This is a genomic window from Mucilaginibacter sp. OAE612 (genome assembly GCF_041806395.1).
In the GTDB taxonomy this organism is placed as follows: domain Bacteria; phylum Bacteroidota; class Bacteroidia; order Sphingobacteriales; family Sphingobacteriaceae; genus Mucilaginibacter; species Mucilaginibacter rubeus.
The window spans coordinates 1,663,135-1,676,739 of sequence record NZ_JBGMUW010000001.1; the positions used below are offsets into that span (position 1 = coordinate 1,663,135).

Sequence of the window (13,605 nt, forward strand, 5' to 3'; positions counted from 1 at the left end):
AAACTCAAATAAATTATAAAATTTACGGTAATTTTTAAAGATTTCTAAAAAATCAATTATTTAAATCATAATTATTTAACATTATCTCAACAAAAAGAGACAAATATTATGATGTACAAAATGAAAGTACGAAAAAAATTATTTAGAATCAATATAAAGTTATACCAAACTTGTGCAATACATTTATTAAAGCTGACTTTTTAGCTATAACCAAATTAAATTTTGTGGTGTTTCTCTATGTGATTAGTAGGATTTGGGAAGTTAGTTCATAGTTGATGGTTCATAGATCATGGTTGAAAGTTGGATTAATTGAGGAAGATAGGAGGACTTTCGGATACCGGAGGCATATAATATCTTTGCAGGGTAAACGAAGGAATAGTTTAATTCGGGTTCAGACAAAAAAACGGCTAACCGCCTACTTTAAGCTGCCAACTGAATGGGCGTTGCCTGCGGCGGGCTATCCGCTTATACTACACAGGATTAGCCACGGGCCGGTATCCGCTCCTATTATTCCTAATGCACCATTCGCTTCAAATTATTGATCGGTCCTATGAACCATCAACTATGATCCATGAACCATAGTTATAAACTATCTGTAAGTACACAAATATGAACTCTGTATTTCTGTTTTTACTTTAAATGATGTATTGGCTTCAACCTCAAATACTTGACCGTTGGTAAAAGTTTGCCATTGGCTTTGGCCTGGTAATAAAGCTTCAAGGCTGCCTTCAATTACGGTCATGGTTTCGTGACTTGATGTGCCAAATTCATATTCGCCGGGTTCAATAACGCCGATGGTTGAGCGCCCTTGCGGAGTGGTGTATGCCAGTGATTTTACGGCACCTTCAAAATATTCGTTTACGTTGATCATGTTTAAAAATTTCGGCCTAATATGGTTAAATAAAATGAATTGTATTATAATTGGGGCTTAACTATTAAAAGCCGCCGTGCCGGCGAATGTTAAAATATGTGAAAAAAGTAATTTCGGTTGTGATTATTACTTCTTAAACATCGTTATTTGCATAAAATTTATATATGAGGAAAATCCAACTATTAATGCTGTTCGTTTTATCAGCTATAATATTCCAGGGCTGTAAAAAGGACGTTGTTACTTCTGCTTCCACTACTTCCGACCAAATACTTGCCGCAACTATAAATGGTACATCATGGATCCCGGATGATGTTACCGCTACTATAAATTATGATGCTACTGCTAAAACAAAATCATTTAATGTAGTTGGTACTGCTGACCTGAAAAGAGTAAAATGGACGATTACTTTAAGTGATGCTAATGCTACCAATGTCAATACTTTTCCGGTGGCTACTTATAAGGTTGACGCTACCAACAGGGTAAATATGGCTTACTTCACATCAACAGGCGGTACATCCTATAATCAGGTGGGGGTGGTTGAGCCAGGTTCGGGTTCTATCATAATTACCTCTATAGATCCATCAAAAAATGTGATAACCGGTACCTATAGCATGACCACGAAAAAAGTAAACTATAATGATGATGGTACCATTGCCTCTATTGAAACGTCGCAGATATTAGGTGGTACATTCACTAATCTGCCTTATACCTTTACCCAGGTCAGTAATTAAATAAATTAGAAAATATAACATGAACGCCCCGGGTTGCAATATCCCCCGGGGCGTTCATGTTATAAAACCGACCTATAATTATTGACCAGGACTTGCTGGCCTGGTTGGGCTCGACGGATTAGGTGTCGGGCTTGGTGTTGTTGGGCTTGGCGTATTTGGTATAGGGCTTGGGTTAGGGGTGTTTGGCTGCGGCGCCGGATTAGGGGTATTAGGTGTTGGTGAAGGGTTTGGTGTTGGCGTTGGCGCAGGAGTTGGTACCCGATTTGGATCAGTAGGCGTTGGTGTCGGCGTTGGTGTTGGACTTGGCACAGGATCTGTTGGTTTTGGTGTGGGCACCGGAGTTTTTGGTTTCTTTTTATTTTTATCTGGCACAGTATCAGTAGTCAATGTGTACTTTGTTACTGATACACCGGTATTTTGACCTTGGTGTCCGTTAGCTAATGCCAAAGAGCCGGCTAATGACAGGGCGATAGCTGCGGCTGTTATTCTTAAATTTTTCATATTTTTTTCTTTTTATTTATGAAAAGTTAACTATTAAGATAACTTAACGAGGAAGGAATAGTTTTTGAAATTTGAAATGAATCCAAGTCCAGTGCATTAACCACACCTATTGAAGCAAATGCCCTGGTAATGCAACGAATTATAACAGCGTTTGCATTGTTGATGAGTGGCCGGTTTAAATAATGAGCACCTATATTTGCCTGTAACCTGCATATGCAAACATTACCCTATGACTGAACTTGAAAAAATGATATCCGGCGAACTGTATAATGCCGGGGATGCCGAACTTGTTGCCGCCCGTTCAAAGGCCCGGCAATTGTTTACACAATACAATGCCGCAAGCTATGATGATAAAGAAACCAAAACCGCCCTGTTAAAACAACTGCTGGGAAGCTTTAAAGGCAATATTGATATTCAATCGCCTTTTTACTGTGACTATGGCTTTAATATAATAGCCGGGGATAATCTGTTTCTGAATTTTAACTGCATTATATTGGATTGTGCCCGTGTTACCTTTGGCGATAACGTGTTCCTGGCGCCCAATGTGCAGCTCTATACAGCCTATCACCCGGTAATAGCTGCCGAACGGATCAAAGGCCCCGAATATGCGGCACCTATTACTATTGGCAATAACGTGTGGCTGGGTGGTGGTGTAATTGTTTGTCCCGGAGTCACCATAGGTGATAATACGACAATAGGTGCAGGAAGTGTGGTGACCAAAAGTATTCCGGCAAATATAGTTGCTGCAGGAAATCCATGCCGGGTGATCAGGGAATTGTGATTTCATTATAATTTCGGATTTCGGAATTTCGATTTCGGATTTGGGGACTTTGGGAGCAAGCTATTTTAGACATATGTGAAGGAACTGAAGAAACTTCTTTTATGCTTAGCCCCTTTACTTTGAAATTACCGAGCTTGACATTGTGAAAGTATTCAAGCTGATAACACCGGTAACGGCTTTGTGCTGTCTTTTAATAATTTCAGTTCGGCAACAATGATAAAGCTTACAATTACCAGGAAGGCCCAGGAGCTTATTTTCTGATAATTTACTACTGTCCAGGCATGGTGCTGGTATGCATAGCGCCAGGCCCCAAGCCGGGTAGCTATATTTTCGGCAAGCCAGATGAAAAAACCTATCAGCATAAATGATAATATTGTTGGCATGCGAAAGACTTTTCCCTGTAAATGAAAAACTACTACCGACCGCCTGAAAAAATAAAGGATCAGCACGCCTATGCCATAGCGGATATCGGGCATAAAATGATTGCTAAAAAAATTAAAGTATATCAAAATACCTATAGTGCGGGTAATGTAACGATTAGGCCAGTTTTGTATTTGCAGGTTAAGCCTTCGCCAGGCCTGGCACATATAGCTGGCAACACTGGCATACATAAAGCCGCTGTATAACGGAACGCCGCCTATTTTCAGATAAGCAAATTCAGGATAGGCCCATGAGCCGTAGTGAACTTTGAAGAGCTCCATTACCAGGCCCAGCAGGTGAAATATGCAAATTACCAGTACTTCATCCTTAGTTTCGATCCCGGTGTAATATAAAGCAGCCTGAATGAGCAGGCAGGCTATCAGCATAAAGTCATAACGGGGCAAAATGCCTGTAAACAAATGCGAAAGTGCCAGCATGGCAAATACCAAAACCGGGAACAGGCAGGAGAGCGCCTGCTGCTGCACAAAGATCCCGAAATGTTTAATAGCTGTTTTCATGGATTAATTTAAAGCATATGTCTGGTCCATTCCCTGGATCTGAATTTTGTATTGCACCGGCAGGAGGGCATCCCTTAAAAACTTTCCGGGTTTAAGGTTTTTTATTGCCTTATATACCTTTAGTACAGGCCAAAGCCAGGCTATTTTACCCAGCGGCAGTTGTTGGCTAACCTGTGTGGGCACGGTTAGCAACTGTGCCTGCTTCAGAATCTGATACCTGGCAAAACCAAGATGTTTTTTATACTGATGATATAAATCGGCAGTGAAGGCGCTGTTAATTAAATTGTGTTCAAGGTGTTCTTTGCGCATTTGAAGATAGTGTTGATAATCTGATGGTATCCCTGTTAGCCGCATTCGTTCGCCAACCCGGTTAAATACGTTAAACACTTCGGCTTTTTCGGCTGCGCTAAGAGGCTTTTCCAGTAATTCATATGAACGGATGGACAGATCGATCAACAGGAACAGCACATCACGATAAGCCCAGTCGGGTATTTGGGAACCACGGGCGGTTTCAACACCTTTATGAATGGCATTTATTTTATCAATAGCCTTTAAAGCTTCATCGCGTTCCGAAAAAATGATTTGCCGCGAATAGGCTACGGTGCTAAACAGGCGTGCTAAAGGATCAGCAGGAAGTTTGCCCGTGAAATAAAGCCAGTCGACAGCCTTATTTAAAGCAAACTCGGCTGCGGCCCCGGCGAAAATGAACAGGATGGTATCTGCCTTGCCCCAGATCCTGCGCACTATCGAATGTTCATCTACAAAAAGGTTCATGTTATATGTTTTTTGTTGCTTTTACTTTGTTTTATAAAAGTACTTTGTGTTTCAAAGTTAGTAAAATGATTTAAGTTTGCAATGGGAAGCAGGGGATTTATTTTAGAGTGGTGGAAAGTTGACATCAGATTCAGTTACTAATTGATTGCTAATTTTTATGGCTTTTTGATTGTTTAAAACTTTTTTGCTAATTTTTATAGTTTTAAAATTGCTGTTAGTATACTTGTATTTTAGTTAGATATACTATTAGAGCAGGCTTATGGTAAATGCAGTTTTTGAATTTGAATTTAATAATCAGGTTGTTGAGTTTGATATCAGCGATAAGGATTTAATGATCAATGCCACAGAAATGGGCAAGATCTTTGGGAAAAACCCAACAGAGTTTTTAAAGTTGAAACAAACTAAAGATTTTATTGACGAATTGAAAAGCATGCCCTTGCCGTTTAATGAATCGAATTTTGAAGGGAACAGCGCAAAGAATTCTGCTGACCTGGAAGCCATGATATTTGTGAATAAGCTGGATGGGCTATGGATGTGCGAAATTTTAGCATTGAAATTTGCAGGCTGGCTTAACCCTAAGTTTGAAGTTTGGGTGTATAGCACCATCCGGGAATTTTTGCCCAACTTAAGGGATAACAACGAGGCCTATAAGCAAATTGTAAAGTTTGAAGATCAGTTGGATAAACTGGTAAAAAAACTACAGGGTAATGCCGATTTTCAGGCCTATATGCAATTACAGGAAAAATTGAAAAAGCTGCCTTACCGGATCAAAAGAAACAACCAGGCTACTTTAAGGCAGTACAGGCAATTGAAAGCTATTTGATATATTTTTATAAAAGAGGGGGTTCAGCTTTCTCAGGGTTCGTTTTTCCTCTCTTGAAAATATTTACATTCCGTTTTGCCAACCTAATGTCATTAAATCACCGTTGATTTCGTATTAAATAATTGTTATTCTATTTTTTTTACTTTCGCTTTTTATTAGCTCCCTGGGGTAAATTAGGTTTGATCAACTCCTGCCGGTCAAGCCTTTGGGGAAACTAAAGCAAAGCGTTTTTCATGGAAAGTAAATTGAGGTTGGCCGAATATAAAGTACTTTTATACAGGCTGTTTTTGGGGTATTTGTTTTATTTTATTGCCAGGGTATTGTTCTTTGCATTCAATACGCACCTGTTCGCTGTTGATAGCTTTTGGGCGCTGCTTAAACTGTGCTATTACGGTATGGCCTTTGATACCACGGCTTTACTGTACATCAACAGCCTGTTTATCCTGCTCAGCGTTTTGCCCTTAACTGTAAATACCCGGCCGGCTTTTCAAAAAGGTATGGCTATCCTGTACTTTGTTACCAATTTGCTTGCTTACGCCACCAACTTTGTTGATATCATTTACTATCGCTTTAGCCAGGTGCGTTCAACCAAGGCAACACTTGACGTATTGGCCGATGAAAATAACAAGAAACTGTTATTTACCCATTTTTCGGAAGCTTACTGGTATGTGATCATCATATTTATATTATGTTCCGTTTGCTGGGTTTGGCTGTACAAACAGGTGAAGTTAAAGCCCGCTGCGGTAACGGATAAGAAAGTGTATTTTCTATCGTCGATAGTTTCCTTCCTGTTGATCCTTACCCTGGTTATTGGTGGTATCAGGGGCGATTTTGCACATAGCACACGGCCTATCAACATGGTTGATGCATATAAACACATCACTGTTCCCAACCAGGGCGATATTGTGCTGAACACCCCTTTTGCTGTATTCCGCACACTGGGAACCAATAACTACAAGCTTCAACACTGGGTAGACGAAGCATACATCAGCAGTAATATCAAACCCGTAAAAAAATACAACACCAAACCGGCTGCTAAACCCAACGTAGTTATCATTATACTGGAGAGCATGGCCCGCGAGTATTGGGGCAGCATGAATCGCGATGTTAATATCCCAGGCTTTAAATCATATACGCCGTTTTTGGATTCACTATCAAACAGCAGTCTTATTTTTACCAATGCTTACGCTACAGGACGGCAATCCATTCATGCTGTATCATCGGTAATAGCGGGGATCCCATCTTTTCAGAATGCTTTTACATCATCGCCTTATGCTAAGCAGAATATCCAGTCGGTGGTATCAGTTTGTGACAGTATGGGATATCAAACCTCGTTCTTCCATGGGGCAGCCAATGGGTCGATGGGATTTCAGGGTTTTGGCAGTATTTTGGGATATAAAAATTATTATGGCCGTACAGAATACAACGACGACAAAGATTTCGACGGCATCTGGGGCATTTGGGACGAGCATTTTTTCCCATTCATGGGGCGTACGCTAAGCAACCAGAAGCAGCCATTTATGGCTACGCTGTTCACACTGTCATCGCATGATCCATATCAACTGCCCGAAAAATATAAAGCAAGGTTTAAGGGCGGTCCGCTGGCTATTGATAAATGTGTTCAGTATACAGATAACTCCCTGCGTATCTTTTTCAATTACGCTAAAACACAGCCCTGGTTTAACAACACCATTTTTGTGATCACAGCCGATCATACCAGCCAAACTTATTATCCCGAATATAGTAAGCAGGTTAACCGTTTCGCGGTGCCTATCCTGTTTTACAGTGCCAACAGCGCTTATAATCTGAAAGGCGTGCGTACCGACCTGGCATCACAAATGGATATTTATCCAACATTGGTCGATTTAGTCGGTTATAACAAACCCTTCAGGTCATGGGGGAGGAGTTTGGTAAGCAACCTGCCCGATGAGCAGCCAAGGGTTATTAACTCAACAGGTAACATCTACCAGTTTATGCAGGGTAATTATACCTACCTGTTTGATGGCAAAAACTTCACAGGCGTTTTTGCCGTTGCCGATAAAGGATTGGAGAAAAACCTGATGACCGCGCAACCCAACGCTGAAATGCAAAAAGGCATGCAGGATTGTAAAGCCCTGATACAAGATTATGCAGACAGGATTGTGAACGGGAAGTTGGTGGTGAAGTAAGAATTAAAATAGTAGTTGCTTGATTTAAATTATGTAGTTGTCTTCATTATATTTGCGGAAACCTACTTTGTCATGTTTTCGAAAATAAACACTCCGAAATTTTTAAGATTAGCTCTTTTGGGCATCTTGCTGCTAATGGTATCGATGTTATACTATTTTAGGATGTTTAGTTCTTTTCCAATTACGATAGTTTGGTTTGTTATAGTGTTAACCAACCTTTGGTTAGTTTATCTCCTTCTAATTCCAAAGGAATTTGGTAAGGTAAAACTTAGAAGATATACTGTATTTATAATAATTTCAGCATTCACCTTTCTTATAGCTCAGGAAAAGATAATTAAATCAATGTCAAAAAGTTGGCGTGCTAATGTCAATGAAATTTTAGTTAGTTATCACTTACCCTCGTTTTCTGAATGGGAATTTGTTGTAATAATTTGTATTAGTGTAATGGCCTTGGTGCTGTTGTTTGCAAATTATATTTTGCAGGATAAGACTGTCATGAAAGAACACGATAATTCTTTTGATGATTCTTTCCCGGAACGAGAATTTACGGCACGCTTAAAATCTTTTTGCAATTTCTTGGAAAATAGAATAGACGTATTTGATAATGAAGCAAATTGGAGTGATGCACATTTTACATCTCTAGATGCAGAAGTTGAAACATTAACATCTAAAGGGAAAAAGCGGCGTGTAACGAACTTGCTAAAAGCAATAAGAAACAATTATAGTAGTAAAGTTTTCTTAGTCCTTGGTGATCCAGGGTCTGGTAAAAGTGTTGCACTTAGAAAGTTGTGCCGGGATTTAATAAAAGAAGTATTGCCAACAAGAAAGATTCCTATCTATCTAAACTTAAAAGAATGGTACACAACGTTTAAATGGGACGAACATACCCCTCCAACGCCAGATGATCTTTATAAATTTTGTTTAAACTCACTTAAAGGAAAAGATATTTTTGCAGACGAGTTTCTCGATAAATATTTTAAGAGATTATATGAAAATGGTCATTTATTCTTTATAGTTGACTCTTTTGATGAAATTCCTGCGGTTTTAGATGTTGACGAGTCATCGTGGTTAATTGATAAGCTATCGGAAATTTTATTTAGCTTTTTAGGCGGAGCTCACGAGTCGAGAGGAGTTTTGGCATCGAGATATTTTAGAAAACCTACGGCAAAATTTAAATCAGGTACTGTTCTTAATGTTCGCCCGTTTTCTCATTTAAAGATAAATGATGCTTTAAATAAATATATATCAATAGACAAAGAAATTATTAAATTAATATTCAGTCAACGAAGTGATCTGCTTCCGATAGCGAGTAATCCTTTTGCTGTTGGTTTGATACATTCTTATTTAAAAGATAACGATAATAAACTTCCCGAAAATCAGGCCGATTTGTTTTCCAGTTATATCGATAGTAGACTTAAATCATCAGTTAATTACATTAAACGAAGTGGTTTAACGCAAAATATTATAAAAACATACGCAACCGAGATTGCTTTATATATGTTACACAAGGTAAATTTTGGCTTGGAAGTATCTTTAGATGAAGTTAAAGATCAATTTCCGGAAGTAAATATAGAAACGGTTTTGGATATTCTGGTTTATGCACGAATCGGAAGGATTGGGCGGGGGGAAGAGAAAAGATTTAGCTTTGTACATCGAAGATTTAATGAATACTTTGTTGTTCAGAAATTTTTATTAGATCCGTCCTTAATAGATATTGAGTCTATTCCTGTTGATTCACGATTCCGTGATGCACTAGTCCTTTATTGCGAAATTGCACCGGAAGATATGGCTGTTAAAATTGCTGAATATTGCTGGTGCGAAATCCAAATAATTGATTATAAAGATACGAATCAATTTAAGCGATCCGTGCATTGCTTGCGATTTATAATAGAAGCTTATCGTCTAAGGTTGAATTTATTGAGTGCTTTTAGAAATGAATTAAGTGACCAAATTATCCAACTTATAAAAGATTATGACAATCAACAGCACCCATTGTTAGTAAAAATTGCAGTAGAAGCAACTGGTATCCTTGAGCAAGAAAAAATGCAATATGCGTTGTATTTATGTTTTAATATAAATAATTGGTGGATAAATCAAACAGCCATAGGAGCTTGTCGGTATTTATCAGCAATAAATAAAATGCTTGAAAATAAAATATTAGCTTTTGTAAAGGATACAGATTATTTTGAATTTCTCCTTCAGAAAAATGAGTTGGTTTTTGCGATGTCTCTATCTGAATCATTTAGGATTATCAAAAAGTATATTATATTTAGATATGTTGATATTGTGTTATTTATTACTGTGGTAGCATTTGTTATCATAATAAACCCAGCTGTTGGTCTGCTACTCATCGTGACTTATTTTTCCGCGAAATTTATGTCAAATATCGTTCGAAATAGGAAGAGAAGTAATGCGGTTTTAACGATGTTACGACCATTTATGGCTTTTTTAATGATTTTATATAGCATTCCCTATTCCATGCCCTTAAGGTCAGGAAAGGGCATGGGTAATTCTGCTTCGAAATTGTTCTTTGCAAAATATTATAAAATGGCTGATAGTTATTGGTGGGTTAAAGACGTATTCCCTCAAATATTAATTTACTTTTCAATTGTGTTGGCTGTTGTAATGTTATTTCCAACTTTTGACTTTTGTTATTCCATTAAAAGTGTCCGAGATAGACTGAAGTTGCGAAAACTCACAGCAAGGAAATTTATAAATAAGATTGTTTCCTTTTTTGGGGCGGCCTTTATCGCGTCCAGTATTGTTGGCGCCTTAATATATCTATTAGTAACACTTTTAGCTAAATATAATTTGGAAGATGTTCTATTATATTTATTACTGTTTTGTTTTCTTATATCATTGGTTTGGCTGTCTTATGTTTTTGTTAAAGATTGTTTGAAATTTCAAAAAATGAAACAGCATCGACCTAATATTTCAAGGAACAAGATAGCTCTTGACTATAATTCATTTAAGCTTGAATTCTTTAAAAAAAGATTTGTTCTAAATTTACAATCTTATAATAATGTGCCACATGATAATTGGCCTAATGGATTTAGACTAACTGGTAATGCTAATTCAATTATTATTTTGGCTCAGTTGGATGAGAAATGGCTTGGCTTGGATTAGCCGGGGTTTGAGTAACTGCCGTTTTAATATAAAAGCCTTTAGATATGAATGCCAATTTTATGCTTAATTAAATTTAGAGTCATTACCCCACATATCCACACTCCCCCAACTTTTCAACAATGCCCTAAAACACCTGCCAATGCATTAACTTTACCCGATTAACAGAAGGAGTAACCGCTTGGCTAAAGATACTACCAAAGAAACCCCCTTAATGCAGCAATATAATGCTATCAAAGTAAAGTACCCCGGTGCTTTGCTGCTGTTTAGAGTGGGCGATTTTTATGAAACATTTGGCGAAGACGCCGTTAAGGCTGCCGGTATTTTAGGCATCGTACTTACCCGCCGGGCAAACGGCGCCGCTACACATATTGAGCTTGCCGGTTTTCCGCACCATTCGCTGGATACTTACCTGCCTAAGCTGGTACGTGCCGGGCAGCGTGTAGCCATCTGCGATCAGCTGGAAGACCCCAAAACTACCAAAACCATCGTTAAACGCGGTGTAACCGAACTGGTTACCCCCGGTGTAGCCACTAACGATAACATCCTTCAGCAAAAAAGCAATAACTACCTGGCCTCGCTGCATTTTGAAAAGAATACGATAGGCATTGCCCTGATAGATATCTCTACCGGTGAGTTCATGACCGCCCAGGGTAACAGCGATTATATTGATAAGCTGCTGCAAAGTTTTTCGCCCAGCGAAGTGATCTACCCCAAAAGCCGTACACGCGATTTTAAAGATACTTATGGCGACCGCTTCTATACCTATGCTCTTGACGAATGGCCATACAGCGGCGATTACGCTACCGAAACGCTGCTCAAGCATTTCGGCGTTAAATCGCTCAAAGGCTTTGGTATTGATAAACTGAATTTAGGCATCATCGCTGCCGGCGTGGCTATTCATTATTTGAATGAAACCGAACACCGCAACCTGGGCCACATTTCAGCCATCAGCAGGATAGAGGAAGACAGGTACCTATGGCTCGATAGGTTCAGCATCCGCAACCTGGAACTGGTAGGTCCGGCCAATGAAAATGCCATGACGCTGGTTGATGTACTTGATCATACTTGTTCGCCCATGGGCGCGCGTTTATTGCGCCGCTGGATTGTAATGCCGTTGAAGCAGATCAAAGCAATTAACGACCGCCTTGGCGTGGTTGAATACCTGATAGAAAACGAAGAGCTGAGGGAAGAGTTGCTCCACTACCTGCGCCAGATAGGTGATTTGGAAAGGCTCATCTCAAAAATAGGTTTACAAAAAGCCAATCCACGTGAGGTTTGCCAGTTAAAAAAGGCCCTCACTGCCATAGCACAAATTAAGCGGATTGCCGAATCATCACAAAGTGCCCCGCTGCGTGCCATTGGCGAGCAGCTTAACCCCTGCGCGTTGATCTGTGAAAAGATAGAACGGGAATTGAACCCCGAGCCGCCGGTGATGCTGGTAAAAGGCTCTGTAATGAACGAGGGGATTAATGAAGAGCTTGACAGGCTGCGTAAGATCGCCTTCGGTGGTAAAGGCTACCTGCTGGAGATTCAGAAGCGCGAAGCTGAATTAACGGGGATCCCATCGCTTAAAGTATCGTTCAATAACGTATTTGGTTACTACCTGGAGGTTACCCATGCCCACAGGGATAAAGTACCAACCGAATGGATCCGCAAGCAAACGCTGGTTAATGCCGAGCGATACATTACGCCCGAGCTTAAAGAATATGAAGAACAGATTTTAGGCGCCGAAGAAAAGATCCTGGCGCTTGAAACACAATTATATAATGACCTGCTGTATTCACTGGCCGAATATATTAAGCCAATCCAGCTGAATGCCCAACTGATAGCCCGTTTGGATGTGCTGCTCAACTTTGCAACCATCTCCATTAAAAACTACTACGTTAAGCCCGAAATTAATGAAAGTAAGGTACTTGACATTAAGGGCGGTCGCCACCCTGTTATTGAAAAGAACCTGCCAATAGGCGAGGAGTACATCACCAACAGCGTTTACCTCGATTCGGAAACCCAGCAGATCATCATTATTACTGGTCCCAATATGGCTGGTAAGTCGGCTTTATTAAGGCAAACAGGCTTGATAGTACTGATGGCCCAAATGGGTTGTTTTGTGCCGGCTAAAGCTGCGTCAATAGGCCTGGTTGATAAGATCTTTACAAGGGTGGGAGCTTCGGATAACCTTTCATCCGGCGAATCAACCTTTATGGTAGAGATGAATGAAACGGCAAGCATCCTCAATAACCTGAGCGACAGGAGCCTGATCCTGCTGGATGAGATCGGTCGTGGTACATCAACCTATGATGGGATTTCCATTGCGTGGTCGATTGCCGAATACCTGCATAACCATCCAACAGCGAGGGCTAAAACCTTATTTGCTACACATTATCATGAGCTTAATGAATTAAGCAACTCATTTAACCGGGTTAAAAACTTTAACGTATCGGTAAAAGAAGTGGGCCAGCAGATCATATTTTTACGCAAGCTGGTACCGGGTGGCAGCGAACACAGCTTCGGGATCCACGTAGCTAAACTGGCTGGGATGCCCTCAAAAGTGTTAAGCCGCGCCAATGAGATCCTAAAGAAATTGGAAAACGAACGTACCGGCGGCGAACATATTAAAGAAAGTATCCGTAAGGTGCAGAAACAAGCTGTACAAATGCAGATGTTTTCGATAGATGACCCGGTACTGGTGAAGATCCGTGATACGCTGAACAACCTTGATGTAAATACCCTAACCCCGGTTGAGGCACTCATGAAACTGGATGAAATTCAAAGGGTGGTGAAGAGTTGATTTTCGAAGTCCGAAAGTCCGATGTCCGAAAGTCGGCGAGTCAGAAAGGTCGAAGGTTGTGAAGGTTTTAATTTAAAGAAATTAACTTCCGGACTTTCGGACAT

The 13,605-nt window shown here is 39.9% G+C and carries 10 protein-coding genes; 6 read left to right on the forward strand and 4 right to left on the reverse strand.

What is annotated here, in order from left to right; genetic code table 11:
- Nucleotides 1–589: 589 nt before the first annotated feature.
- The gene (locus tag ABID99_RS07065) at nucleotides 590–871 is read right to left on the reverse strand and encodes a pyrimidine/purine nucleoside phosphorylase (protein WP_090526637.1); all 282 of its coding nucleotides are present in this window, start codon (nucleotides 869–871) and stop codon (nucleotides 590–592) included.
- 164 nt (nucleotides 872–1,035) lie between these two features.
- Here ABID99_RS07065 and ABID99_RS07070 point away from each other — a divergent pair, with 164 nt between their 5' ends.
- Nucleotides 1,036–1,602, forward strand: a complete 567-nt coding sequence (locus ABID99_RS07070; RefSeq protein ID WP_139159961.1) for a DUF6252 family protein — start codon at nucleotides 1,036–1,038, stop codon at nucleotides 1,600–1,602.
- Between the two features lie 78 nt (nucleotides 1,603–1,680).
- Here the strand turns inward: ABID99_RS07070 and ABID99_RS07075 are convergent, their stop codons facing one another.
- Nucleotides 1,681–2,103, reverse strand: a complete 423-nt coding sequence (locus ABID99_RS07075; protein ID WP_373613284.1) for a hypothetical protein — start codon at nucleotides 2,101–2,103, stop codon at nucleotides 1,681–1,683.
- A gap of 229 nt (nucleotides 2,104–2,332) precedes the next feature.
- Between ABID99_RS07075 and ABID99_RS07080 the strand changes: the two genes are divergently transcribed.
- Entirely contained in the window at nucleotides 2,333–2,884 is a 552-nt protein-coding gene (locus ABID99_RS07080) for a sugar O-acetyltransferase (RefSeq protein ID WP_090526642.1), read from the forward strand.
- 152 nt (nucleotides 2,885–3,036) lie between these two features.
- Here the strand turns inward: ABID99_RS07080 and ABID99_RS07085 are convergent, their stop codons facing one another.
- Together ABID99_RS07085 and ABID99_RS07090 are read right to left on the reverse strand one after the other, a co-directional pair.
- Nucleotides 3,037–3,822: a DUF817 domain-containing protein gene (locus ABID99_RS07085; protein WP_373613285.1), complete on the reverse strand. Its 786-nt coding sequence runs from the start codon at nucleotides 3,820–3,822 to the stop codon at nucleotides 3,037–3,039.
- Between the two features lie 3 nt (nucleotides 3,823–3,825).
- Nucleotides 3,826–4,596: an oxygenase MpaB family protein gene (locus ABID99_RS07090; protein ID WP_373613286.1), complete on the reverse strand. Its 771-nt coding sequence runs from the start codon at nucleotides 4,594–4,596 to the stop codon at nucleotides 3,826–3,828.
- Nucleotides 4,597–4,855: 259 nt separating this feature from the next.
- Between ABID99_RS07090 and ABID99_RS07095 the strand changes: the two genes are divergently transcribed.
- From ABID99_RS07095 to mutS, 4 genes are all read left to right on the forward strand, one after another.
- Complete coding sequence (locus tag ABID99_RS07095; protein WP_090526647.1) at nucleotides 4,856–5,419, forward strand: KilA-N domain-containing protein; 564 nt, start codon at nucleotides 4,856–4,858, stop codon at nucleotides 5,417–5,419.
- A 233-nt stretch (nucleotides 5,420–5,652) separates the two neighbouring features.
- Entirely contained in the window at nucleotides 5,653–7,587 is a 1,935-nt protein-coding gene (locus ABID99_RS07100) for an LTA synthase family protein (protein ID WP_373613287.1), read from the forward strand.
- A gap of 342 nt (nucleotides 7,588–7,929) precedes the next feature.
- On the forward strand, nucleotides 7,930–10,713 hold the full coding sequence (locus tag ABID99_RS07105) for an NACHT domain-containing NTPase (RefSeq protein WP_373613288.1): 2,784 nt from the start codon (nucleotides 7,930–7,932) through the stop codon (nucleotides 10,711–10,713).
- 178 nt (nucleotides 10,714–10,891) lie between these two features.
- Complete coding sequence (gene mutS / locus ABID99_RS07110; RefSeq protein ID WP_373613289.1) at nucleotides 10,892–13,501, forward strand: DNA mismatch repair protein MutS; 2,610 nt, start codon at nucleotides 10,892–10,894, stop codon at nucleotides 13,499–13,501.
- Nucleotides 13,502–13,605: the final 104 nt, after the last annotated feature.

Bases quoted from the DNA above. Each gene is read 5' to 3' on its own strand.
- ABID99_RS07085 (WP_373613285.1), bottom strand. From the start codon at position 3,822: ATGAAAACAGCTATTAAACATTTCGGGATCTTTGTGCAGCAGCAGGCG.
- ABID99_RS07100 (WP_373613287.1), top strand. From the start codon at position 5,653: ATGGAAAGTAAATTGAGGTTGGCCGAATATAAAGTACTTTTATACAGG.
- ABID99_RS07095 (WP_090526647.1), top strand. From the start codon at position 4,856: ATGGTAAATGCAGTTTTTGAATTTGAATTTAATAATCAGGTTGTTGAG.
- ABID99_RS07090 (WP_373613286.1), bottom strand. From the start codon at position 4,596: ATGAACCTTTTTGTAGATGAACATTCGATAGTGCGCAGGATCTGGGGC.
- ABID99_RS07105 (WP_373613288.1), top strand. From the start codon at position 7,930: ATGTCAAAAAGTTGGCGTGCTAATGTCAATGAAATTTTAGTTAGTTAT.
- ABID99_RS07075 (WP_373613284.1), bottom strand. From the start codon at position 2,103: ATGAAAAATTTAAGAATAACAGCCGCAGCTATCGCCCTGTCATTAGCC.
- ABID99_RS07080 (WP_090526642.1), top strand. From the start codon at position 2,333: ATGACTGAACTTGAAAAAATGATATCCGGCGAACTGTATAATGCCGGG.
- ABID99_RS07065 (WP_090526637.1), bottom strand. From the start codon at position 871: ATGATCAACGTAAACGAATATTTTGAAGGTGCCGTAAAATCACTGGCA.
- ABID99_RS07070 (WP_139159961.1), top strand. From the start codon at position 1,036: ATGAGGAAAATCCAACTATTAATGCTGTTCGTTTTATCAGCTATAATA.